This is a genomic window from Megasphaera cerevisiae DSM 20462 (genome assembly GCF_001045675.1).
GTDB classification, from domain to species: Bacteria; Bacillota; Negativicutes; order Veillonellales; family Megasphaeraceae; genus Megasphaera; species Megasphaera cerevisiae.
Window position 1 is genome coordinate 26532 of sequence record NZ_LEKT01000005.1, and the last position, 25580, is coordinate 52111.

Genomic DNA, 25580 nt, shown 5'->3' on the forward strand with positions numbered 1-25580 from the left:
TCGTAGTAGTATAAGAGGAGGAATTTTATTATGGCTAAAGTAATTGGTATTGACTTGGGTACGACAAACTCTGTCGTTGCTGTTATGGAAGGTGGGGAACCGACCGTTATCACGAATGCGGAAGGATCTCGCTTGACTCCGTCCGTCGTTGGTTTCTCTAAGACGGGAGAACGGCTGGTAGGGCAGTTGGCTAAGCGCCAGGCTGTTTCCAATCCGGAAAACACGATTTCTTCTATTAAGCGGCACATGGGAGAAAATTATACGGTAAATATTGAAGACAAAAAATACACACCGCAGGAAATTTCTGCTATGATTCTGCAAAAATTGAAAGAAGACGCAGAAGGGTATTTGGGTGAAAAGGTAACACAGGCTGTCATTACTGTTCCTGCATATTTTTCTGACAGCCAGCGGCAAGCTACTAAAGATGCCGGTAAAATTGCCGGATTAGATGTATTGCGTATAGTAAATGAACCGACAGCTGCTGCGTTGGCATATGGTCTTGATAAGGGCGGCGACGGTAGAATACTGGTGTTTGACCTTGGTGGCGGCACATTTGATGTTTCCATCTTGGAATTGGGGGATGGTGTCTTTGAAGTAAAGTCGACGAATGGTAATACACGGCTTGGTGGGGACGATTTTGATAATGCTGTTATGAATTGGATGATTGCTGAATTTAAAAAACAAAGTGGCATTGATCTTTCTGTAGATAAAATGGCAGAACAGCGCTTGAAAGAAGCGGCTGAAAAAGCAAAAATTGAGTTGTCTACAGTTCTTTCGACGAATATTAATCTGCCGTTCATTACTGCAGATGCCACCGGTCCAAAGCATTTAGATCTGACGCTGACGCGTGCTAAATTTAATGAACTGACAGAAGATTTGGTGCATGCCACCATGGATCCGACGAGAAAGGCAATTGCCGATTCCGGATTTACTATTGACGAAATTGACAAGATTATTCTTGTCGGCGGTTCCAGTCGTATTCCGGCGGTGCAGGAAGCAATCAAATCTATTTTAGGCAAAGAACCGAGCAAAAGCGTCAATCCGGATGAATGTGTTGCCATTGGCGCTGCTATTCAGGCCGGTGTCCTTGTAGGTGATGTCAAGGACGTATTGCTTCTCGATGTTACGCCGTTATCCTTAGGGATTGAAACATTGGGCGGTGTATTCACTAAAATTATTGAACGGAATACTACGATTCCGACTTCCGGCAGTCAGGTGTTTTCGACGGCCGTTGATAATCAGCCGTCTGTTGATGTTCATGTTCTTCAGGGTGAACGTGAAATGGCAGCTGATAATAAGACTTTAGGCCGTTTTGAGTTGTCAGGCATTCCGGCAGCTCCACGTGGAATCCCTCGCATTGAAGTAACCTTTAATATCGATGCCAATGGCATTGTAAATGTTTCTGCCAAAGATCAGGGCACGGGTAAAGAACAGAAAATTACCATTACGTCTTCATCGGGTCTTGATAAGAGTGAAATTGACCGCATGGTAAAAGAAGCAGCGGCTCATGAAGCGGAAGATAAGAAACGCAAGGAAGGCATTGAAGTCAAAAATAATGGGGATTCTTTGATTTATCAGGCAGAAAAGACAATCAAGGATTTAGGTGATAAAGCTGATCAATCAAAGGTTTCGGAAATCAAAGATAAGATTGCTGAATTGAAGGAAGCCATGAAAGGTGAAGACGCCGATAAAATTAAGGCAGCTTCAGAAGCATTGACAAAACCTTTGTATGACCTGACAAGTGAAATGTATAAACAAGCAGACGCACAGCAGCCGGGTGCTCAGCAGGCGCAGCAGGAAGGTCAGGAATCACAAGATGCACCGAAGGGTGAAAAAGTAGTTGATGCTGACTATAAAGTAGTTGACGACGATAAAAAGTAAGTTGGATAAGAGGGGCTGCCCACTATGAGTAAAAAAGATTATTATGAAGTACTTGGCGTTCCTAAAGATGCCAGTGATGCTGAAATAAAAAAAGCGTTTCGTAAACTTGCCATCAAATATCATCCAGACAAAAATCTGGATGATCCGAAGGCAGCTGAAGAAAAATTCAAGGAAATTAATGAAGCGTACAGTATTTTGTCTGATAAGACAAAACGTGCCCAATATGACCAATTCGGCCCCGATGCCTTTCAAAACGGTGCTGGAGGAGCCGGTGGGTTTGGTCAGGGCGGTTTCGGCGGCTTTGGCCAGGGCGGTGGCTTTAGCCAAGGTGGTTTCGGCGGCTTTGAAGATATTTTCGACTCGTTTTTTGGCGGACAGGGCAGCCGTCAGTCCAGTCAGGGACCCCAGCGAGGTGCGGATTTGCGCTTTGATGTGGAAATCTCTTTCCGACAGGCTGCATTTGGTACGGAAATGGAAATTGAAGTGCCTAAGGAAGAAACCTGTGACCATTGCGGCGGCAGTGGTGCTGAACCGGGAAGCAAGGTGGAAACCTGCCCGGTTTGCCATGGCACCGGGCAGCAGCGAGTTGTGCAGAATACGCCGTTTGGACAGATGGTCAACGTACGTACATGTTCCCACTGCGGCGGCACGGGTAAAATCATTCATGATAAATGCCACACATGTCACGGTACAGGTACGGTCAAGATGCGCAAGAAAATGCAAATCAAAATTCCTGCCGGTGTCGATGACGGCGCACGTCTCCGTGTGGCAGGTGAAGGAGAGCCGGGGGTACGCGGCGGTGGACATGGTGATTTATATGTTTATATTTTTGTCCGCAAAGATGCGCACTTTGAGCGCCAGGGAAATGATGTAGTGTCTCAGGAAACTATTTCCTTTGCGCAGGCCGCATTGGGGACTACCGTTCGCGTAGATACGCTGGATGGAAAAATTGATTTGAAAATTCCGGCAGGAACGCAGACGGGGACCGTTTTCCGTATTAAAAACCAAGGTATTCCCTTTTTAGGTTCAAAGAATCGCCGGGGCGATCTGCATGTGCAGGTAATTGTTGCAACGCCGAAGAGTTTGACAGAAAAACAACGTGAACTCCTCAGAGAATTTGCCGCAGAGAGTGGTGAGACCTGGGTGGGGGAGCCTAAAAAAAAAAATAAAGATAAAGAAGGATTCTGGAGCAAACTAAAAGATAGTATTTGATTTGCATGATGCAATATGGAGAGAATACCATGAGATGGAATGAATTAGATTTAGTTGTTTCCACAACGGCCACCGATTTGGTGGCCCTTCTTTTATATGAGTGCGGCAGTAATGGCTCTATTATTCACGATGAGCCAGATGAGCAAGGCCGGATTCGTATTACGGCATATTTTTCGCCGGAAAAGGAACAGGTTGCGGAGGCCGTGCGGAAACAGATGAAATTGCTGGCACAGCGGGATTCATCAATAGGACCCTGGAAAATATATCAGCGTAGCACTGATGATGCAGATTGGCTGTATACCTGGCAGAAATACTTTCATCCCAAGAAGATCTCCCATCGCTTTTGGGTTGCGCCGGTGTGGGAAAGGGCTGTGCCTGCGTATGGAGAATTTGTTATTAATATTGATCCGGGGCAAGCCTTTGGCAGTGGGCTCCATGATACGACAAGTATGTGTATCCGGTATTTAGAGAGCGCCGTAAAACCGGGAGATATTGTATTTGATATTGGCACAGGTACGGGAATACTGGCAATTGCTGCCGCAAAATTGGGAGCAGCGCATGTTACTGCAGTGGATTTTGACGAGAAAGCAGTGCAACAAGCTTTAGTCAATACTGAGCTTAATGCGGCGGATGATGTGATCCATGTGTGTAACAGTGATTTGCTGACTGCCATATCCGCCGGCTATGAGCTGGCAGATGTTGTAGCCGCTAATTTGGTGACTGATGCTGTATTGGCATTGATGCCGGATCTTCGGGCGTATATGCGCAAGGATGCCGTATTTATAGCCAGCGGTATTATTGACGAACGAATCGACGAAATACGTGGAGCAGCGGCGCAGTGCGGTTTTGCCTGGGAGGAAGAGTGTCTGTCGAACGGTTGGTATGCTGTACGGATGAGGAGCTTGTAATGAGAAAAATATTTACAGATTTTCCGATTGGCGGGACTTTTGAACTATCTGCTGATGACGCGCACCATGTATTGGTAGTATTGAGGCATACTGTTGGCGATATGATTCAAGTGACGGATTGCACCGGTGCTACCTATGAATGTCTTATTACCCGAATGGCTGGCCACTCTGCTTTTTTGACGCCGACTCATAAAATTTCCGAAAAAAAGCATACGAACGGGACCGTTATTTTAGCTGCAGGCATTCTGAAAAGTGATAAATTTGATTGGGTTATCCAAAAAGCGACGGAGTTGGGAGTTGGGACTATTGTTCCTGTACAAATGGAACATTGTGTAGTAAAATTAAATGATGCACGCCGTAAAGGGAGACAGGAACGCTGGCAGCGTCTGGCTATGGAAGCGGCTAAACAATGCGGTCGCGATGACGTTCCTCGAATAGAGACAGTAACCGATTTCTCATCTCTTGTTGAAGCATATAGTCATGTGAGATTTGTTATTCCGTATGAACAGGAAACGACACCATTGACTTCGGTATGCAGTGAAATACGGACTGGGGATGTGCTTCTCTGTATTGGTCCTGAAGGTGGTTTTGCCAGGGATACAGAGATTGATTATGCGGAAAAAAACGTGTCGTGGTGCCGTACAGTGTCATTAGGGCCGCGTATATTGCGGGCAGAAACGGCATCGCTGGCGGCACTTTCCATTATTATGTATGAAAGAGGATTTATGTAATGTCAACTATCGCTTTTACTACTTTGGGATGCCGTGTCAATCAATATGATACAGACAGCATGCGCGGCCTTTTTTTATCCGGAGGTTTTACGGAAGCCGCTTTTGATGATATTGCGGATGTATACGTCATTAATACGTGTTCGGTAACGCAAATGGGTGAAAAAAAATCACGGCAGCTTATACGGCGGGCAAAAAAGCGCAATCAAGCTGCCATCGTTGTTGTTACCGGTTGTTACGCCCAGCTGGCTCCTTCGATTCTGGCAGCGATGGAGGGAGTAGATGCGGTTATTGGCACGAATGAGAAGAAGCATATTGTGGAAATTGTGTCCAAACTGTTGAAGGAGGAATCCAAGACGACTGTAACGGTCGTTCATGATATCATGAGCGAGGATATTTTTGAAGAAATACCCTTGTATCCCTCGGCGGTGGAACATACACGGGCAGATTTAAAAATTCAGGAGGGTTGCAGCAACTTTTGCACGTACTGTATTATTCCGTATACACGGGGCAGGTTAAAGTCTCGTCAGCCTGATGCGGTTATTGTGGAGGCGCACCGCCTTCTTCAGGCCGGATTTAAGGAAATTGTTTTGACGGGGATTCATTTGGGGGCGTATGGAAAGGATTTGCCTGATACACCAAAGCTGTCTTTGATTTTACGACGTCTTTTGGAGGAAACAGAGGTGCCGCGTATTCGTTTGGGTTCTGTTGAATCGCTGGAGGTTGATGAGGACTTGATACAGATCATGAATTCGTCAGATCGCATTTGTCCGCATCTGCATTTACCGCTTCAGTCTGGTTCCAATACGATATTAAAGGCGATGAATCGACATTATACGACGGAAGACTATATTTCTCTTGTTGATGTGCTGCGTACTGTCATTCCTGGATTAACTGTTTCTACAGATATTATTTTAGGGTTTCCCGGTGAAACGGAGACATTGTTTGATGAAACAATGCATACCTTAAAACGACTGCGATTTTCTCATATTCATGCCTTTCCATATTCACCGCGCCGTGGTACGCCGGCTGCTTCTATGAAGGGGCAGATAGAAAGTCAGGAAAAAAAGAAGCGGGTTGAAATTATCAATACGTTATCGGCTCTTCAAAAGGATGTATTGCTGCATAGCATGATTGGCGAGACGGTACGAGTCCTCATTGAGACACAGGAGGGTACGAGAGGCGAAGGCTTTTCTGAAAATTATGAACGAGTTTGTGCAGACGGCTTGACAGAAGATCAGCGGGGCTCTATAGTTACTGTACGGTTGGAACATACAGATAACCATATATTATTTGGTACAGTGAAGGAGGATTCTTAAAATGGAAGATTGTTTATTCTGCAAGATCAGTAAGGGAGAAATTCCCAGCACGAAGGTCTATGAAGATGATAATTTTTATGCATTCAAGGATATCAACCCAGTAACGCCGGTTCATGTTTTGGTGATACCAAAAAAACATATTTCCAGTATTGCCGCGCTTACAGAAGCGGATGCAGATGTTGCTGGTAAAATGTTGTTTGCTGTTCAAAAAGTTGCGGCCATATTGGGATTGGATCAAGACGGATATCGTGTCGTATTTAATACAGGCGAGAAGGCGGGTCAGACGGTTCTACATATGCATGCCCATATTTTGGGCGGAAAAGAAATGGCATGGCCGGGAATTTAACCGATGCGGACCGCCGTGAAGCGGATAATCCCAAGGTCGTTAAAATGCCGGGTAAATCTGCGGCGCGTCGTCGCATTGTGCGCCGGACACCTGCCGGCAATAGACTGAACAACGCAACGGGACGTCTTATACGTCTTATTTCCATCGTGGTCATGCTGCTTATTCTGGCATATATGTATTTGGATATGAAGTTATAAAAAAAATCAGAATGCTTTATCGTCGGAATCAGATGATAGAGTGTTCTGATTTTTTTTTGTAAAACAGGTTAAACAGTGATAGACCGTTTCAGATAAGGAACAGTAAAGGATATTCTTAGTTTAAAGTTTGTATTATTACGTTAAATTTAATCTAATTCTAATATAAAATAGATTTGGTAAGGTATTTTTTAATGTAATTTTAATCAAATTTTGATGTATATCTCATTTTTCTGTGATACATTGCGTGTATGGATCAGACGAAGGAGTAACATACATTATGAATTATAAAGAACTGGGAATGCTGGGAGAAAATGCGGCGGCTGATTTTTTGTGCCGAAAAAAAGGATATACAATAGTATGCAGAAATTATCGCAGCTCTGCTGGAGAAATTGATATGATTGCTCAAGATGGGAATACGCTTGTCTTTGTTGAGGTCAAAACGAGGAAAACTACAGAATATGGCCGTCCTGCTGAAGCAGTAGAGCGGCGGAAACAGCATAAGATAGCAATCATGGCGAAATCCTATCTTGCTCGTTACGGTCTGTGGAGCATGCCGTGCCGGTTTGATGTGGTCGAAGTTATGCCGGATTGCCGGACGGGTTTTGTGATCAATCATATTATTCATGCATTTATCTTGCAGTAAGGAGTGTGACTATGTTTGCACGTACATATGGAGCTACGACACTGGGATTGCACGGTAATGTCATTACGGTGGAAACAGATATATCTAATGGGTTGCCGGCATTTGAAATTGTAGGACTTGCGGCGACATCGGTTAAGGAATCAAAGGAACGGGTTCGCTCGGCAATGAAGAACAGCGGCTATGAATTTCCTATGCGTCGTATTACGGTAAATCTGGCCCCGGCAGATCTGAAAAAAGACAGTGCCGGACTGGATGCGGCGATTGCTGTCGGTATCATGGTTTCGAGCGGACAGATTCCTGCCGAAAAGTGCAGCCACATTTTATTTATTGGGGAATTGGCTTTAGATGGCTGTGTGAGACCGGTAACAGGTGTGCTTTCCATGATTTTGCAATGTGTTTCTGCTGGATTCCAGACAGTTTTTGTTAGCAGAGAAAATGCGGCAGAGGCATTGCTTTGCAATGAAATTACTGTTTATGCCGTATCGTATTTACAGGAAATTATTGGTCATCTGCTGGGAACGGCGCTGCTGCTGCCGGCAGCGTCAGATTGTTCCTTTCAGGATGAACCGGTTTATACTGTTGATTTTTCCGAGGTGCAAGGGCAGTTTACTGCGAAACGAGCTTTAGAAATAGCTGCTGCCGGAGGGCATAATGTACTCCTTATTGGCCCTCCGGGATCGGGAAAAACAATGCTGGCTAAGCGGATACCGACGATCCTACCGCTTATGAATATGCAGGAGGCACTGGAAGTCACTAAAATTTATAGTGTTGCCGGCTTGTTCCATCAGAAGACGATGCTGACAGCGCGTCCTTTTCGCAGTCCGCATCACACTATCTCAACGGCAGGACTCATTGGCGGTGGAACGATACCCAAACCCGGTGAAGTGACACTGAGCCATAACGGGGTGCTTTTTTTGGATGAATTACCGGAATTTCCGCGTTCTGTATTGGAGGTTTTGCGTCAGCCGCTGGAAGATTTTGTTGTAAATATTGCCAGAGTTAATGCGACGCTTACTTATCCCGCAGGGTTTGTCTTAATTGCTGCTATGAATCCTTGTCCGTGCGGTTATTTGGATGATCCCGATCATCCGTGTACTTGCACTTCCGGCGAAATCAGGCGATATGCCCGGAAAATTTCAGGACCTCTTTTAGACCGGATTGATTTGCATGTCCAGGTAGAGCGGCCTAAATATGATGAACTAATTACAGAAATGCCGCAGGAATCATCGGCAGATATTCGCAGACGCGTTATTGCTGCCAGATTATGTCAGGAAGAGCGGTTGAAATCATATGGAATAAGCTGTAATGCGTACATGGGACATCGAGAGATAAAAGAAACCTGCGGCATGACAAAAGAGGCACAGCAGATTCTTCATCAGGTCTTTGATAAAATGAAGCTTAGTGCCCGCAGCTATGACCGCATTATTAAGGTATCCCGCACGATTGCGGATCTAGGGGGAGCGGCAGAAATAAGAGATTCACATATTGCCGAGGCTGTCAGTTATCGAAATACCTTACAAAGGATGTGATATCGTCGTGGACAGGCAGGAGAAACGTCAATCTATGCAGGAAGAACGATTGTATGCAGCCGCTTTGCTTTCTATTCCACATTTGGGGTCACGCAGTATCCGGGCGTTGATGGAAATATATGGATCTGCCCTCCGTGTCTGGAATATACCGTGTGAAGAACTAAAAACAAAAATTCGGCTGCCGGCGCGAGTATATGATCAGATAGATTCCTGGCGCAGACAGTATGATTGGGATAAGCAACTCAGATATTTGGGGAAATACCATACTAAGCTTATTTCCTTGTGGGATGAAGGGTATCCGCATATTTTGAAGGAAACCTATAATCCGCCTGTAGTACTGTATTATCAAGGAGAATTGCCGGATATCCATAGGTCGATAGCCGTTGTAGGCGCCAGGAAAAGTACCTCTTATGGAATTAAGGCAGCGCAGGAATTGGCAAAGGAAATGGCCCAAAATATGATTACTGTTGTTAGCGGAGGAGCGCGTGGGATTGATACAAGTGCCCATTGCGGAGCACTTTTAGGATATGGTAAAACGACGGCTGTCGTGGCAAATGGATTAGATCAGGTATATCCATTGGAAAACCGAAAGCTGTTTTCTGATATAGTTGAACATGGCGGTGCTGTTCTCAGCGAGTATGCTTTTGGTATGGTTCCTGTTCCACAAAATTTCCCTGCCCGGAATCGTATTATTGCCGGCCTTTCATCCGGTGTTGTTGTTATAGAAGCGGCATTGCGCAGCGGTGCGCTCATTACTGCTGATTTTGCTTTGGAGGAGGGCCGGGATGTTTTTGCTGTTCCTGGAACGATCTATTCTCCCATGAGCAGAGGAACCAATGCGTTGCTGCGAAGGGGAGCAATTGTTCTGACGTCTGTACAAGATATTTTGGAAGAATATGGCTGGGAGAAAAAGAAAAAATGCATAAAACAAAAGATAATTTCGCTTACTTTGGAGGAATCTGCAGTTTTAGCGGCGGTGCCCGATGATGCTGCCATTTCGATAGATCAGCTTATTCTGCGTACACAAATAATGGCACCACAGATGAGCTCTATTTTATTACATCTTCAGCTGGAAGAACTCATCGAAAATGGAGGGCGAAATATGTATATACGAAAATGATTGATCAGATGTGATGTACAGTTTATCTGATGCTTGCAAAAAACAGATAATTTTATAACTGCAGTATGATATCACTTTATTACACAAATAAAGTGATATCATACTTGGTACATTGCGCAAAAATAGCGGCATATGACTGTCTTTATCATAGTATATATATGTATAAATGAAAATTCTAATTACATTTGATAATTATTACGAAAAGATATTAAAATGTTTGTGTATATTAAATTGATATGAATGAATTTGTGTATATTATTTACAAATAAGAGTAATTTTATTATACTGTTTATAACAAAACGAAATATTTATTAGATTTATGTATTAAAAAGAAATTATTTAAAATTGCGATATTTGATGATTATAAAGCGTTTTTTTAGAGTTATTTTTTATAATGTACTATATTTATGAGAAGAGGTGAAGAGTACATGAATAAACTACTTGAATTGGATCAGGCTATGCATAAAGTGCAGGATGGGGCAACCATTATGATTGGTGGTTTTTTAGGTATAGGTGTTCCTTTGAAATGCATAGAAAAAATTGCTGAAAAAGGAGTTGGCAATTTGACCGTCATATCCATTGTCAATGCCAATCCTGCTGGTAATTTTGATTTGGCGGTATTATTTCAAAAACGGCAAATCAAAAAATTTATTACGTCCCATACGGGTACGTGTCCGGAGGCAGTTCAGCAATATAAAGCTGGGGAGATTGAAATAGAATACTATCCCATGGGAAATTTTATTGAAAAAATAAGAGCTGCCGGAGCTGGGTTGGGTGGAGTTTTATCGGCTACCGGAATAGGCACCTTAATGGAAGAGAATAAACAGAAAATATCTGTTCATGGAAAAGAATATTTGGTAGAAACACCTCTTAGGGCTGATATTTCTTTTATCAAAGGGTTTCGGGCTGATGAGATGGGAAATATCGAATATCGCGGTATTGCGGTGAACAGCAATCCGGTGATGGCAACGGCCGCCGACTATACAGTAGCAGAAGTGAATGACATTGTGCGTACCGGTGATATTGACCCTAACAGAGTAGGTACGCCTGGTATTTTTGTAGATGCCGTAGTACAAGGATATAGTTTGAAGGAACAACAAGAACGCATTGGTGATCTATGGAAAAATGCTGGCTTTTTAAAAAATAATCCGTAATGCAAGGAGGGAGGACTTATGGATTTCAGAGAACGTATTGCGCGCCGCGCCGCATTGGAATTACACGATGGCGAATATGTGAATTTGGGTTTTGGCATACCGACGGCTATTGCTAATTTTATCCCTCCGGGCATAGAAGTTATTCTGCAGACCGAGAATGGATGTCTGGCATTTGGAGGAACTCCTTATGTTGGGAAGGAAGATTCGGATGTTGCGAATGCGGGTGGGCAGCCTATTACATTGGTGAAAGGATCGGCAGTTTTTGATTCGACGGTGGCGTTTGCTATGATTCGGGGCGGACATATGGATTCCGCTTTTTTAGGAGCATTGGAGGTAGATCAGGAGGGAAATATTGCGAATTGGGCTCTTCCTCTGGCACCTGGCCGCTATTCACCTGGCCCCGGAGGGGCTGTGGATTTAGTTGCGGGAACGCCTAAGGTAGTGGCGCTGCTGCAGCATGCTAACAAAAGTGGAGAATCAAAAATAAAACGACATTGTACACTGCCCGTAACAGGTACTGGGGTTGTAAAAGTGATTATTACCGATCAAGCTGTTTTTTATGTTGAAAAGGACGGCCTGGTATTAAAGGAAATCATTGCTGGTGAAACAGTGGAGGACATTGAGAAAATTACAGAAGCTTCCTTTACGGTGGCAGAGGATATATGTGAATATCGCCTATCTTGAGCAGAATAACTTGAAAGGATTGATTGCAGTCTTTTATGAATAATAAAAAATACGCTCTTTTGATATAAACAGCTCGTAGCCTATAAGCTGTTCCTTATCAAGAGAACGTATTTTTTACATATTACAGGATTTAAATATGTATATTACATGAATTTTAACATTGTTGCCAAATCAGCTGGATGGAAGTAAGAAAAATCTGGCTTTTCTTTCAGCAGGGACAGTACATAAGCTAAAGCGCCTTCTACACCGGTCGTCAGGCCTTTTTCACCGATATCAAATTTGGCATTATGATGATTGGCGCCGCTGCCTATTTCGGGATCCATAATGCCTGTAAACGCTAAAATACCGGGATACCGGGCTAACGTCAGCGCAAAGGTTTCGGAAGCCATCCAGGGTTCTGTTTGGTATAACGCTTCAGGCCCAAGGGACGCTGAAACCGCTTCTCTTGCTAATTTCGCACAAGTTATATCATTTGTTGTTACTGTAAAATATTGTTCTTCTATCATTTCTGATGTGCAGCCGAAATTGGCACATTCATTTTTCAATATCTGATGGAATTTTTCACGGAATAATTGACCATCTGCATCGTTAAAAAAACGGCAGGAGCCAGCAAACATCATATCAGACGGAATAATATTGGGTTCATGGCCAGCTTGTATACAGCCAAAGGAATAAGTAAGGCAATGATCTGGCGATACAGCACGCATGCGGAAAGATTGCAGCGCTGTTGAAAAAGCGAGAAAAGCATCAATAGGATTCACTGATAAATCCGGACGGGAACCATGCCCACCCTTGCCATTGATTTTAGTGCGGAAGAAAAAGGCGCCGGACATGACTCCCCCGTCGAGAATCGCAAGTTTACCGACAGGAATGTCCCAACGTACGTGGGTACTGAAGCAGGCATCAATATGAATTGCGTGGTCTGCTAAATATTGAAGTAAATGACCGCCGCCACGTTCTCCAAATTCTTCAGCCTCCTCAAACATAAGAATGACTTTTCCTTCCCATTCATCCGTGTGTTCAGCCAGAATTTTTCCCTCTGTCAGCAGCATGGACATATGCCCGTCGTGTCCGCAGGCATGAGAATACCCGTCATTTTTGGATACACAGATCTTGGGCTTGGATAAATTGACTGGATCTTCTTTTATTGGCAGGGCATCCATATCCGCACGCATCAGCACAGTGAATCCCGGCTTGCCGCTGTCGATGGTTCCCAGAATACCGCCACGTGGTACTCTGATATTAGGAATTTGCAGTTCCTTCAATATATTTTCAATAAATTCCATTGTCTTGAATTCCTGTTGTGATGGTTCCGGATATTCATGAAAATGGCGTCGCAGTTCAATCAGCCGCGGAACTTCTGCTTCAACATATTTTTTTATGTTCATTATTATTGTCCCCCTATATATACTACACTTTTTTAGATCACTCTTATTATAGAATGCTATACATATATCGTCAAATAAATTCAATAATAGAATACGGGATATTTCGATTCTATCTATGATATAGCGTCCCTGTTTTCGATACTGGTTACTAAAAAGAGGGACTTCTGAAGAAGCGTGTATAGAAAACGATAATGGCTATGATAACAAATGTATGCGATATCAGTTATTTTTGAATGGACCAGGTGGTATGCTTATTCTGTTCTTGATGGCGTACGGCGTTCATTTGTTTGTAAGAAAAGACGCCGCTTTTCCCAATGAGAAGATAATAGAGCGGAAGACTGACGAAGGCAATAAAAGCGGCGGAAAAGTAAACACTGGAAAAGCCGTAAGCCGGAACCAGGAAACCTAAAAGATATGGCCCGATTCCGACTCCTAAATCTAAAAAAATAAAAAATGTAGAGGTAGCCAGGCCGATTTGCTGTTCTGGTATTCCATGAATCGCCAGTGCTTGTCCTGCCGATGAGATCGTGCTGTAGCTGAGCCCGAGCAGGATACCGCCAAACGCAAAGACGGCATTAGTGGAGGCGAGTCCCAGCGTAGTCATACATAATGCCATGATTAACAGCGTAGGGTACATGACGACGTCACCGCCGTGATGATCCATAAAACACCCAATCAGAGGACGGCTGAAACAAGAGGTAACGGCGTAGGTCAGAAAAAAAAGACTGCCGGCTATAAGAAGTCCCAAGGTATCCGTGTAGGCACCGATAAAGCTGAGAACAGTGGAATAACCGATACCGCACAGCAAAGATATAAATGAGATAGGAAGGGTTCGTATGGATAAAAAACTGTCGATGCGGATTTGTTTCAATGCGGTTTTTTCTGCATATGTGCAGGTGTGTTCCGGTGCATGGATTGCGACGGACAAAAGAAATGTGACCACCGCAAGACACAGGCAGACATAAAGGTTTAAAAAATAATTGCCGCTGTTGCACAACGTGATGCCTAAAAAAGGGCCAATCGCTGAAGCCAGCGTATTGCCCAGTGCATAATAGCCAATACCTTCGCCACGCCGCTGTGCCGGGACAATCACCCCAATAATGGTACTGGCCGCCGTTGCGGTGATGCCGTAGGCAGCTCCATGCAGGCATCGGATTAAAAAAAATCCGGTCAGGGAAGAAACTGTAAAATATAAAGGCAGGATAACCAGATATAGGCCGGCTCCTGCCAGCAGCAGCCGCTTTCTACCCATGACGTCAATAACATGTCCGGTAATAACGCGAGCCGACAAGGCACCTATGATAAAAATACCAGAAGCCAAGCCTGCTTTACTGATGGAAGCCTGCTTTACTGATGGAAGCGTGCCAAGTGATGATAGCGAATTTTGTGGACCACAGCATAAGCTGGTAAAAAATAACGTATAATAAAAAATTGATAAGAATATCGATAATAAAATTTTTTGTCCAAAGCTTGTCATTCATCAGAGGATCTCCTTTTGATTGAGTGTATACAACAGCTTTTGCAGGTCTGTCTGTTCTTTAGTAGTTAGTGAGGCAAGAAATTGATGTTCCATAGCACGAATTTTTACATTAATTTCAGCAAAGGTATCAGTTCCCTGTTTGGTGAGAGAGATAATACGTTCCCGCCGGTCTTGTCCTGTCTTCTCCTGAATCCAGCGACGTTGCAGAAACATGTTTTTGATTGCCGTGACAGCAGGTCTTTCAATTTGGTAGTAGCTGGCAATCGGGGCCAGCGAGGTCTGCCGGTGATGTGACAGATACACGATAAAGACCCATTGAGAATAGGTAATCCCGTAAGGCCGCAAGACGGTGTTGGTGGCACTGATCATGCGGCGTGTGGCGAAAGATAGTTCCTGAAATAAAGGATACATACAAGCACTCCCTGTCAACTATAATAAGCGAAGAATAGTTAATCGACTTAACTATTCTTCGCTTATTATAGCATTCCCTCTTTAAAAGGCAAGTGAAAAATTATTAAAAGATGCACTAAACGAAATATAAAAATGCAGAATATTATTTTTTATATAAAATATTCTGAAAGAATCGCCAAAAGATATTGACTTTAAGCCGAATCAAAGTATTACAGTAGTATCAAATGCAAAATTGATATGCATGCAGATATGTGCCGGCGTGTATTCAAGCAGTAGAGAGAGACTGTCTGTTTGACAAAAAAATGACAGGTTCTTGACCTGAATTTGTCAATGTACGTGGTAAAATAATATGCATTGTATCTTTTATTTGAGAATTCATAAGAAAATTTGATTATAATAAGATAAAACGTATATTTTCTTTATCATTATATATGGTCTATACTAGTAAAAAAAATATTGAAGTACGATACTGATTAATGGTTTGAAAATATGCGTTCATAATGATAGAAAGAAGGAATTAGGGAATGAGATTGGCACGGAGTGTGACTGCCGGGATTGTGATGCTGGTCATAACCGGTTCTTTTTTGGGAATCACGGCACCGGTACTAAATACAATGCAATTTTTTCCGGCACTATTGGCTGCAAACGGTATAGTGCTAATAGGCATCGCTGCAGTAACGCTCCTGTTTGGAAGAGTGTATTGTTCTGTTCTCTGTCCGCTGGGCATATGGCAGGATGGTGTTCTTTGGCTTGCTGCGCATGGTCATAAAATCCGCCGTCCGTTTTTTTATCGACAAGAAAAGATATATCTGCGATATACAAGCCTTCTTGATCCTTACAGCATTTACGGACGAATGGTGATCCATATGCTAGTGCCTTTTTGGCAGCAAGCGGCAGTCAGTTCAACAGGATCTGGAGAATCAGGTGTCATGTATATGCTGTCAGCCCATAAAAATTTGTGGCAGGGAACGGCAGCGTTTATTCTGTCTGCTGCCTATATTGCTGGAATAGGGATTCTTTCCTGGAAATATGGCCGGCTCTATTGCAATACGATTTGTCCTGTTGGGACTATCTTGGGGTCTATCAGCCGATTCAGTAAATTTCGCCTGATCTTTCATTCCCGCAAATGTATTCGCTGTGGCCGATGTGAAAAAATCTGCCGGGCCTCTTGTATTGATATGGAGATGCAAACTGTGGATATGAGCCGCTGTGTCGACTGTATGAATTGTCTGACTGTTTGTCCGCAGAAGGCAATAGTATGGACGTCACGTTTTTCGTATCAGGTAGTATCATCACACGTGGATGTTGCGGAACCGGCCATGAGCCGCCGAGAAATGATTATTTTGTCCGTCGTTGCCTTGGGAACGGCAGCTATTGCTCTTTCCAAGCACTATCTGCCGGCAGGAGCTGCCATCATTCCTGCTGCTTCTAAAGGCAGTGCGGTCATGCCGCCAGGTGCTATGTTACTTGTACACTTTGCCCAGCGATGTACAGCCTGCCATCTTTGTGTTGGACGTTGTCCCGGGAAAGTGCTTACTTCAAAGCTTATTTCCTATCACGGTTTTGGGGTATTTCAGCCGCATCTCGATTTTTCGGAGGGAGAATGCGTGTATACGTGTAATCTGTGCAGTCAAGTGTGCCCGACCGGCGCGATACGGCCCATAGCTTTGCCAGAGAAGCAGCATCTTAAAATCGGCCGTGCGGTATACTATCCATTCCATTGCCTGATCATTCAGGAGGGAATAGCGTGCGGCATATGTGCCCGGCATTGTCCGACTAAAGCGATTCAACTGATACCTAAAGAAAGCCGCTGGTTACCGCAAGTAGATAGCAGTGACTGTATCGGCTGCGGTGCTTGTCAATATCATTGCCCGGCAACTCCGACCGCGATTACGGTCGAAGCCTTTACTGAGCAAATAGCGTCGAGAAAAAAATAATGTATTCCTGTTTTTAGATTTTGAAACGATTTTGCTGCGTCCTGTGCGGTTCATCACGGGGAATTTGAACACATTATATATTGTTTCTCATGCGGCTATGTAGAACGTTATGGCCGGACGCCCGCATTTTTTTTGATGTACTAGTTTAATTTTTTAACAAATATTTTAAAAAATCGAAAAAATATATTCTATCATGAAATACAGAAGTACTATATATAAATTATTTATAAAAAGCTTCTCTTTTGTTACAAATGTAATATTAATTATCATTTGTAACAAAAGAGGAGCTTTTTTTATTTGAATTGTATCATAATTGTTTTCGTACGCTATCCGGAAATAAAGAAGCTGATTTGGATGGGGGAGGGAATATTTTTTCCAAATCAAGTACGTTATTGCTTCTAATTCCATGATTTGGCAAGACCAAGTGAGCAGCGTTACATGCAGCGCTCTGGCGGCATTGTCAATGCCCAGGACGAATTTGCCAGATAGAAGCAAACGCTGACTATTTATTGTATGTGAATGGTTTTATATACGATCTGTGCTGTATCCGTGCAGATACAGAGAGTTTATGGATTTTTACGTATCCTTTCTGGTTTGTTAAATTTTTGTTTAAGTTTAGTTCGTATACTGATTTCAGACATGATACATATATAATGTACTGCCAGAAGCATACACGGCAGAGAAAGAAGGGTGGAAATGCGTATAGCTGTTACTGGTGGAGCCGGTTTTATTGGTTCTCATCTTGTTTATAAATTAATATCTTTGGGGCATACCGTTATCGTAATCGATGATTTGAGGCATGGCCTTCGCAGTAATGTTCCTGAAAAAGCAGGGTTTGTTATGTTAGATATCAAAAGCTCGGCTATATCAGAAATAATAGAAAGAGGTGCGTTTGACTGCATTATCCATTTAGCAGCGCAAACCCGCGTCGATATATCTATTGAAAATCCGAGGAAAGATGCCGGTTCCAATATTATGGGGACTGTCAACATCTTGGAATGTGCTAAAAAATACGGTGTCAAACGCGTTATTTTTGCATCTACGGCTGCGGTTTACGGTGATCCGCCGATTCAGGATCTTCCGCTTGAAGAGCTGCATTCACGGCAGCCTTTATCTTTCTACGGACTGAGCAAGATGACTGCAGAAGCTTATTTTGAATTATACCATCAAATTTTTGGCTTAGAGTATATCATTTTTCGTTTTGCCAATGTATATGGTGAACGGGCAGAGGTTGATGATGAAGGAGGGGTAATTAATATATTTGCTAAAAAAACAGCAAATAACTTGCCTATTTATATATATGGAGATGGTTCACAGTCTCGGGATTATATTTATGTTGGTGATATTGTCAATGGGATTGTTGCGGCTCTTCAAACTAAACATGTCAATGAAGTGTATAATTTGAGCACCGGTCAGGAAGTCACGCTTTGTGAAATTTTGAATATACTACGTCATATATCTGGGCAGACCTTGACTCCCGTATATAAGGAAAGTCGCAGCGGTGATATTTACCGATCTGTTTTATCAAATGAAAAGGCACATCAGCTGCTGTCATGGCATCCGTATATGACGCTTGAAAATGGTTTGGCTAGAACCTATCAATATTTTTTAGATATTTCGCAGCTTGAAACTGCATCCCAATATGGTGGCGATCTATGAATATATGGAAAAAATACAACTATCTTTTGATACTGCTTGCAATCTCTTTATGGATTTGTTTTATTGGTAATAATCAGCTTTTGATTACCGATCCGGTAGAATCAAACTATACGCTTACTGCCAAGGAAATGCTGGCAGCTGGTGATTATATTTCACCACGGATTTTTGGAAATTATTGGTATGATAAACCCATTTTCTTTTATTGGGAATTGATCGCGGCTTTTTCCATGTTTGGCATGACCGAATTTGCTGCGCGTTTTTTTCCTGCTTTATTTGGTGTCGCGGGAATCTTTTTGGCCTATTTCTTTACAGGACGCATTTATGATAAAAAAACAGCTTTTGTAACAGCCTTGATACTGATTACCTCATTGGAATACTTTTATATTTCCAAAGCGGTTATTACGGATATGACATTATTTGTTACTTTTTCAGCGACTCTTATTTCTTTTTATCTGGCTTATAGTGAAAAGAAAACGTATTTTTATTATATTGCCTATGCCTGCGCCGGTATTTCTGTTCTGACAAAGGGACCTGTCGGATTGGTACAACCCGGGCTTATTATTTTGCTGTTTTTGATTTGGCGGCGTGATATGAAGGCGTTACTGCATATGAAGCTTCTGACGGGATTATGCTTATTTACCATCAGTACCGGTTTATGGTATATTCCCATGTATATAATGCATGACGGGAATTTTGTCAGTCAGTTTATCGGTGTCCATAATATATTGCGTGCGACTGTATCGGAGCATCCCCGGTATGATGTGTGGTACTATTATATTATTATATTTTTTATGGGATTTTTCCCTTGGGTATTGACGCTGCCACTGGCTGTACAGAAATATCGGATTTGGGATAAATTACATCAAGGCAGGTATATATGCCAACGCGTGTGTGCACCGAGTGCATTGGATATGAGGCTGCAATTTTTGATTTCATGGGTGATTGTTGTCTTTGTTTTTTATCAGTGTGTTGCTACTAAATATGTAACATATACATTCCCTTACATGATTCCTATTGCGATTGGATTTGCAGTATATCTTAGAGATCACAAAAAAATCATCCAAGTTATTGCCGGAATCAGTATTGCCGGATATACTGCATTGACTTTTTTGGTCGCCATACCGGCTTGCCGCGACGCTTCGGCATGGGATGCGGCGCAGATTGTAAGGGCTGCGGCAGACAATACTTCCTGTGTTGTTACCTATGGCGGGCGTTATCCCGTGTCATTGGCGTACTATTCCGGCTATGCTGCTAAAAGATTGAAACCCGCTGCCGATATTCCCGAAGTATTGCCAGGAAATATTAGTTGGAACGCTAAAAATGTCATGCCTTTTTTAGCTATCGAGGAAATACCCGTATCAGGATCCGTAATTGCTGTCATCCATGAAAAAGAAAAAAAAGTTTTTTTAGAGGAAATACCAGGACAATGGCAGCAGATTGGCAAAGGCGGAGTATGGTATATCTATCGCCGTACTGCCGGATATGATACAATACATTTGTAATGTTTAGTACCGGAAAGGGGCGATGGGATGAAAATAGTAGATGGAACCAACCATTTAGATGCAATCAAAGCTTTGATTGTTGAATATACACAATCTCTCCAGCGTGATTTAACTTTTCAAGGACTGGCGGAAGAATTGGCTTGTTTAGAACGGAAATATGCTCCGCCGGCAGGAAGACTGCTGGCGGCCGTTACTGAAGAAGGTCACGTTGCCGGATGTGTGGCTTATCACCGTCACACGAATACACGGTGTGAGATGAAACGGCTGTATGTTCAGCCTGCATATCGTTGTGAACATACTGGACAGGTACTGATTGCGGCTATTATTGAGGCAGCACGTCAGGATGGCTATACTGAAATGGTTCTTGATACGCTGTACCCCATGCAGCGTGCTATTTATTTATATAAGCAATTTGGTTTTGAGGAAATAGATGCCTACTATGATAATCCTATGAAAGACGTACTTTACATGAGAAAGGTTCTGTAAAAAGAATATATAAGGGATCCATTATACCATAAATCTTTTTTAGTCATTTGTAACTGTGCTTTTATTGATATAGTTTTGTCACATAACTGTAACTTTTGCGCCGTATACTAAATGTATCAACTAAAGGGAGTGATACACATGATGAAACGCATAAAAAACATATTTAAAATGACATTGGTATTGGCATTGATGCTTACCACTTTCAGTGGAACCGCAGCTATACAGGCAGCTGGGCCGAGAGCACCATACCATTGGGATCAGCGGGATGATCGGAACCGACATCATGATTGGGACAAGGATCACAGGGATCGTGACGAAAAAAAGGATGATAACGCCAATAAAAAGATTAATTGGGCATTAGGCTTGGCAGCAGTGGCAGCAGTGGTTGCGATTGCAAAATAATAAACAAATAAAAGAACCATTGAAAAAAATTCTTGTATCATATGAAAAGCTGTCATATATAAAAAGCTTTATCTGCAAATACGCATTATTAGCAGATGAAGCTTTTTTTGACTTTATAAGAAAAAAAGACAGTCCTGTATTTCCAATTTCTTTTTTATCATGATTTGCTTAAAATATTTGGTTTATAAAAGATAAATATATGAAATATATCAAGAATACGCATCTTTGTAGATAGAGTACAATTAAGTTCGCAAAAGTAAAAAAAGGAAAAAGCCATCAAAACTCCGAAAATCCTAAAATTATTACCGAGCTTCAACTACAATTAGCAAAGACTGCTTAATCCCATTCGGAGGTTGATGGTTTTTGCGAACATTGCTTGACACTATCCACAAAGCCCTATTTTATGCTGTTTTGAATGAATTTGAATAAATTTAATATATATGCTGGTATTACAAGAATAAGTATATCTTTTGTAAAAAAATGCCATAGAAAAATATGTTTTCAGCCGCAGCTATTAAATTTGATGCTATCAAAAAAAGTCCGCTGAGCATGATGCTTCTCTGCGGACTTTAGCCGGAATTCTATTGCACCCAATCTCCCTTTGTAAATATAGGAACAGGCATACCATCCTTGGTAGTGCCGGTAATGGCAAGGTCTTTTGAACCGACCATGAAGTCGACATGAATCATAGAGTCGTTGATACCTGCCTTGGCGGCATCTTTTTTGGAAAGGGCGGCGCCGTTTTCAAGGCATGTCGGATAGGCCGCACCTAAAGCTAAATGGCAGGACGCATTTTCATCAAAAAGCGTTTCATAAAACAGAATATTCGATAATGAAATGGGGGAATGATATGGAATCAGGGCAACTTCGCCAAGGCGGCAAGCGCCTTCGTCGATGGTGATAAGTTGCTGAAGAATATCTTCACCCTTTTCGGCGTGTACTTCTATTACTTTGCCGTCTTTAAATGTCAAATTGAAGTTATCAATGATATTCCCGTTATAGACAAGTGGTTTGGTATTGTACACAATGCCATTTACGTTATTTGCCTGTGGTGCTGAGTAAATTTCCTCTGTAGGGATATTGGCGTTAAAAAGAATGTGGTTGGCAGTTTCTTCTGTACCGCCCTGCCAGACATGTGTTTCAGGAAGGCCGATTGTTAAATCAGTTCCCAGCGAATTTGTATAATGAAGACTGATGAAATGGTGTTCTGTCATCCAAGTGCGGCGTACAAGCAGCGTTTTTAGATGAGCATCCCAATCTGCCATAGGATCTGAGCCGTCTGCACGAGACGAATGAATAATTTGTTTCCATAATAATTCATAGGCCTCTTCTTCCGTTTGCTTTGGATATAGGAGATGGGCCCAGATGCGACTGGGGACAGCTGCGACCAGCCATGTTGTTTTTGAGGCCATCATGCCATCTATGTATTCCTTAAGAGCTGTGTTTTGTGCTTTTTGCCAGGCAAAGATTTTTTTAGTGTCAATGCCATTCATTAAATATGGATTAGCCGAAATAAGACTCAGAAATGCGGCACCCTTGTGGTAATAATAGAGACTGAAATCGCGGCGCCAGTCTGGCAGTGTGTCAAATTGCGCAATCGTTTCGTATTCATATCGGAGCCGGGAAGTAGTATCACAGCGCCAGTTGAATACGACTTGAGAAGCACCATACTCATAGGCTTCCTTTGTCAAAATGGCAGTAAATTCACTGGCTTCAACAGGTGTATTTACGACGAGAATTTGTCCCTTTTGTATGTTAAGGCCTTTTTTTAAAAGTACCTTTGCATAAGCTTGCAGGGTATGATTTGATACCATAATAGTCACTCCTTATACATAATAGATTCATACTATAATACTATATTATACATGATGAAATGCCGTGTGTTTCCATAAACGGTAGTTAAGAGCCGTTGCGTTGATGGCCAGACTGATGATTAAGCCGAGCCAATATCCATACGGGCCATAGGAAGTCATATGAGCGAGCGCATAACCCATGGGGACGCTGATGAGCCAATAGGTGATGAACGCGACGTAGGTAATGATTTTGACATCTTTATAGCCTCGCAGCACGCCCTGGACAGGAGTACCCGCCGCATCAAAAAAGGTAAAAGCCATCGCATATAATAAAAAACATCGAATTGCCCCCAGTGCATGTACATCCGAGGTAAAAACAGCACTGATAGGATCCAAAAAGATATAAGTCGCCGTAAAGGTGATGACTGCAATCGCAAATGCGGTTATTTGGCAAAGAATCGCATATTGACGAGCGGCTATATAATTTTTGGCGCCCACCTCATAACCGACAATGATCGTCGCTGCCAGACTGACACTCCACGGAAAGGTGTACATTAACGTCGCATAACTGATGGCAGCTTGATTGGTTGCCAGATAAAGTGTTCCGAATTCAGACATAAGAAGACTGACGATACTAAAGAGGCTCGTTTCACAAAATACAGCAATGAAAATAGGAATGCCCAGCCGCAGCTGGTGCAGGCAATGAATCCAGCTGACAGGCCGAAAAGTCGTCCATAAATGATAGGATCGAAACGGTTTTTTACATTGCAGAATAATGACAAAAATAAAAAAAGAAACCCATGAAGCAATCATGATCGCATATCCTGTGCCAACTCCGCCCATAGGCGCAATTCCCAAGCCGCCAAAAACTAAAAGCCGGAATAAGCATAGTGTAATAATCAGATTCGTTATGAGAATTGCCATGGAGATATGAGTCAGGCCATGCGCGTCCACAACATAGCGCATCGTAGCCTGCATGAAAATGGGGAGAATGCCGAAGGACAGCGCAATAAGATATTGTTTGGCAATCGCATATACGGCAGGTTCCAGATTCATTATATTTAGAAAAGGAATCAACAATGCGTAGCCGAGCGTCAAGGTGATAATTGTGAAAAATATAGAAATATACAATCCCTGCATGATCTGCGTGGGAATTCGTTTTGCTTTTTTGGCGCCGCGCAGCTGGGCAATAATGGGAGAAATTCCAAAAAAAATCCCGCATACACCGGCAAAAACCGGATACCAGATATTAACAGCAACAGCCACACCTGCTAAGTCGACGGTACCGGCCTGTCCGCTGAAAATACTGCTGAATACACTGGTTCCGACTTGTGCTATTTGAGTCAGCAGAAGAGGAGCAAACAGAATAAGAAAATGCCTGAGTTGATATAACTGGGGGAAATGCATACAGCCTCCTTTTTAATACGAAAACAAGCCCCGTTAAAAGCGGGGCTTGGTCGGCATTTAGATTATTTTTCCAAGGCATTGACTTTAGCAGCCAAGCGGGATTTTTTGCGAGCAGCACTATTTTTATGAATAACGCCCTTTTGAGCGGCAGTATCGATTACACTGCTGGCTTTATCAAATGCTTTTTTAACAGCTTCAGCGTCACCGGCTGTGATTGCTTCTGTTGTACGGCGAATCGCGGTATGTACGGAAGATTTTACTTTGGAATTGGCTTCGTGACGAGCTGCGTCTTTGACCATCGTTTTGATATTTGATTTAATTTGCGGCAATTGGTTCACCTCCCTAAATTACAAGAACACTAATAAATATTTTATCATAGGACACGTGAAAAATCAATAGATAAATTAAGCCTTGCCAGCAGAACCGAGTACATATTCGATTTTGTGTGCGACAATGTCATGAACGCACTGCCGTCCGTCCGTCAAATACTGGCGCGGGTCAAAATGATCTGGATGAGCGAACAGATGCTGGCGTACACCGGCTGTCAAGCCAAGCCGCAAATCGGAATCAATATTGATTTTGCATACGGACATAGAGGCTGCTTTGCGGAGCTGATCTTCAGGAATACCAATCGCATCGGCTAATTTACCGCCGTTGGCATTGATAATTTTTACGTATTCGGGAACAACGGAAGAGGCGCCGTGCAGTACGATCGGGAACATGGGAAGTCGTTTGGAAACTTCTTCTAAAATGTCAAAGCGGAGTGTGGGGGGAACCAGCACGCCCTGTTTGTTGCGGGTACATTGTGCTGGCGTGAATTTGTAAGCACCATGACTTGTCCCGATAGCGATAGCCAACGAATCGACACCGGTACGGCCAACAAATTCTTCCACTTCTTCCGGACGGGTATAGGAGGCTTCGTGTGCGGCCACCTTGACATCGTCTTCAATACCGGCCAGCTGGCCTAATTCACCTTCTACGACAACGCCGTGCGCGTGAGCATATTCGACGACTTTTTTTGTCAGGGCGATATTATCTTCAAAGGAATGTTTGGAGCCGTCTATCATAACGGATGTAAAGCCATCGTCAATGCAATCTTTGCAGGTTTCAAAATCTGCGCCATGGTCAAGATGCAGCGCAACGGGAAGATCGTGTACTTCCAAGGCAGCTTCCAGAAGATGCTTCAAGTAGGCTGGTTTGGCGTATTTTCTGGCACCGGCTGAAGCCTGAAGAATAATAGGGGAGTTCAGCTCGGCTGCTGCCTCCGTTACGCCCTGAACAATTTCCATGTTGTTAATGTTGAAAGCGCCGATAGCGTATTTTCCTTCATACGCTTTTTTAAACATTTCTGTAGTTCCAATTAATGGCATTTGACATTCCTCCTAATAATTATT

General features: G+C 42.9%; 24 protein-coding genes. 17 read left to right on the forward strand and 7 right to left on the reverse strand.

Features of this window, described 5'->3' with window-relative positions; all coding sequences use genetic code 11:
• Positions 1 to 30: 30 nt before the first annotated feature.
• The 12 genes from dnaK (at position 31) to AB840_RS02535 (ending at position 11721) form a co-directional block, all read left to right on the forward strand.
• Complete coding sequence (dnaK, locus tag AB840_RS02480; RefSeq protein WP_048513252.1) at positions 31 to 1881, forward strand: molecular chaperone DnaK; 1851 nt, start codon at positions 31 to 33, stop codon at positions 1879 to 1881.
• 24 nt (positions 1882 to 1905) lie between these two features.
• Entirely contained in the window at positions 1906 to 3093 is a 1188-nt protein-coding gene (gene dnaJ, locus AB840_RS02485; protein ID WP_048513253.1) for a molecular chaperone DnaJ, read from the forward strand.
• A gap of 29 nt (positions 3094 to 3122) precedes the next feature.
• Entirely contained in the window at positions 3123 to 4001 is an 879-nt protein-coding gene (prmA, locus tag AB840_RS02490; RefSeq protein WP_048513254.1) for a 50S ribosomal protein L11 methyltransferase, read from the forward strand.
• Entirely contained in the window at positions 4001 to 4732 is a 732-nt protein-coding gene (locus AB840_RS02495) for an RsmE family RNA methyltransferase (protein WP_048513255.1), read from the forward strand. Before prmA ends, AB840_RS02495 begins: the two co-directional genes overlap by 1 nt.
• Positions 4732 to 6048 (forward strand): tRNA (N(6)-L-threonylcarbamoyladenosine(37)-C(2))-methylthiotransferase MtaB, encoded by a 1317-nt coding sequence (mtaB, locus tag AB840_RS02500; protein ID WP_048513256.1) that lies wholly within the window; start codon positions 4732 to 4734, stop codon positions 6046 to 6048. Before AB840_RS02495 ends, mtaB begins: the two co-directional genes overlap by 1 nt.
• 1 nt (position 6049) lies before the next feature.
• Complete coding sequence (locus tag AB840_RS02505) at positions 6050 to 6394, forward strand: histidine triad nucleotide-binding protein (RefSeq protein WP_048513257.1); 345 nt, start codon at positions 6050 to 6052, stop codon at positions 6392 to 6394.
• Entirely contained in the window at positions 6379 to 6591 is a 213-nt protein-coding gene (locus AB840_RS02510) for a hypothetical protein (protein ID WP_048513258.1), read from the forward strand. Before AB840_RS02505 ends, AB840_RS02510 begins: the two co-directional genes overlap by 16 nt.
• A gap of 277 nt (positions 6592 to 6868) precedes the next feature.
• Entirely contained in the window at positions 6869 to 7234 is a 366-nt protein-coding gene (locus AB840_RS02515; protein WP_048513259.1) for a YraN family protein, read from the forward strand.
• A gap of 11 nt (positions 7235 to 7245) precedes the next feature.
• Complete coding sequence (locus tag AB840_RS02520; RefSeq protein WP_048513260.1) at positions 7246 to 8763, forward strand: YifB family Mg chelatase-like AAA ATPase; 1518 nt, start codon at positions 7246 to 7248, stop codon at positions 8761 to 8763.
• 34 nt (positions 8764 to 8797) lie between these two features.
• A complete protein-coding gene (gene dprA, locus AB840_RS02525; protein WP_048513261.1) occupies positions 8798 to 9883 on the forward strand; it encodes a DNA-processing protein DprA in 1086 nt (361 codons plus the stop codon).
• Between the two features lie 428 nt (positions 9884 to 10311).
• Positions 10312 to 11037 carry a CoA transferase subunit A gene (locus tag AB840_RS02530; protein WP_048513262.1) on the forward strand — a complete coding sequence of 242 codons (726 nt, stop codon included), beginning with the start codon at positions 10312 to 10314 and terminating at the stop codon, positions 11035 to 11037.
• A gap of 18 nt (positions 11038 to 11055) precedes the next feature.
• Positions 11056 to 11721, forward strand: coding sequence for a 3-oxoacid CoA-transferase subunit B (locus AB840_RS02535; protein ID WP_048513263.1), 666 nt, complete (start codon positions 11056 to 11058; stop codon positions 11719 to 11721).
• Between the two features lie 143 nt (positions 11722 to 11864).
• Here the strand turns inward: AB840_RS02535 and AB840_RS02540 are convergent, their stop codons facing one another.
• The 3 genes from AB840_RS02540 to AB840_RS02550 all read right to left on the reverse strand — a co-directional run bounded on the left by AB840_RS02540 (position 11865) and on the right by AB840_RS02550 (position 15000).
• Positions 11865 to 13109: a M20 metallopeptidase family protein gene (locus AB840_RS02540; protein ID WP_048513264.1), complete on the reverse strand. Its 1245-nt coding sequence runs from the start codon at positions 13107 to 13109 to the stop codon at positions 11865 to 11867.
• Between the two features lie 223 nt (positions 13110 to 13332).
• Entirely contained in the window at positions 13333 to 14586 is a 1254-nt protein-coding gene (locus AB840_RS02545) for an MFS transporter (RefSeq protein WP_072061732.1), read from the reverse strand.
• Between the two features lie 3 nt (positions 14587 to 14589).
• Positions 14590 to 15000 (reverse strand): MarR family winged helix-turn-helix transcriptional regulator, encoded by a 411-nt coding sequence (locus AB840_RS02550; RefSeq protein WP_048513266.1) that lies wholly within the window; start codon positions 14998 to 15000, stop codon positions 14590 to 14592.
• A 524-nt stretch (positions 15001 to 15524) separates the two neighbouring features.
• Between AB840_RS02550 and AB840_RS02555 the strand changes: the two genes are divergently transcribed.
• The 5 genes from AB840_RS02555 (at position 15525) to AB840_RS02580 (ending at position 20986) form a co-directional block, all read left to right on the forward strand.
• Entirely contained in the window at positions 15525 to 16937 is a 1413-nt protein-coding gene (locus AB840_RS02555; protein ID WP_048513267.1) for a 4Fe-4S binding protein, read from the forward strand.
• Positions 16938 to 17633: 696 nt separating this feature from the next.
• Positions 17634 to 18596 carry an NAD-dependent epimerase/dehydratase family protein gene (locus AB840_RS02565; protein ID WP_048513269.1) on the forward strand — a complete coding sequence of 321 codons (963 nt, stop codon included), beginning with the start codon at positions 17634 to 17636 and terminating at the stop codon, positions 18594 to 18596.
• Positions 18593 to 20098 (forward strand): ArnT family glycosyltransferase, encoded by a 1506-nt coding sequence (locus tag AB840_RS02570; RefSeq protein WP_143742696.1) that lies wholly within the window; start codon positions 18593 to 18595, stop codon positions 20096 to 20098. The genes AB840_RS02565 and AB840_RS02570 overlap by 4 nt, the downstream gene beginning before the upstream one ends.
• 27 nt (positions 20099 to 20125) lie before the next feature.
• Positions 20126 to 20584 (forward strand): GNAT family N-acetyltransferase, encoded by a 459-nt coding sequence (locus AB840_RS02575; RefSeq protein ID WP_048513270.1) that lies wholly within the window; start codon positions 20126 to 20128, stop codon positions 20582 to 20584.
• Positions 20585 to 20722: 138 nt separating this feature from the next.
• On the forward strand, positions 20723 to 20986 hold the full coding sequence (locus tag AB840_RS02580; protein WP_048513271.1) for a hypothetical protein: 264 nt from the start codon (positions 20723 to 20725) through the stop codon (positions 20984 to 20986).
• A gap of 581 nt (positions 20987 to 21567) precedes the next feature.
• On the opposite strand, the gene AB840_RS02585 is transcribed toward AB840_RS02580, so the two are convergent.
• The 4 genes from AB840_RS02585 to fba all read right to left on the reverse strand — a co-directional run bounded on the left by AB840_RS02585 (position 21568) and on the right by fba (position 25556).
• A complete protein-coding gene (locus tag AB840_RS02585; RefSeq protein WP_048513272.1) occupies positions 21568 to 22800 on the reverse strand; it encodes an aminopeptidase in 1233 nt (410 codons plus the stop codon).
• Between the two features lie 45 nt (positions 22801 to 22845).
• Positions 22846 to 24186 carry an MATE family efflux transporter gene (locus AB840_RS02590; protein WP_048513273.1) on the reverse strand — a complete coding sequence of 447 codons (1341 nt, stop codon included), beginning with the start codon at positions 24184 to 24186 and terminating at the stop codon, positions 22846 to 22848.
• A gap of 62 nt (positions 24187 to 24248) precedes the next feature.
• Positions 24249 to 24515 (reverse strand): 30S ribosomal protein S20, encoded by a 267-nt coding sequence (gene rpsT / locus AB840_RS02595; protein WP_048513274.1) that lies wholly within the window; start codon positions 24513 to 24515, stop codon positions 24249 to 24251.
• A 75-nt stretch (positions 24516 to 24590) separates the two neighbouring features.
• A complete protein-coding gene (gene fba, locus AB840_RS02600; protein ID WP_048513275.1) occupies positions 24591 to 25556 on the reverse strand; it encodes a class II fructose-1,6-bisphosphate aldolase in 966 nt (321 codons plus the stop codon).
• Positions 25557 to 25580 lie beyond the last annotated feature (24 nt).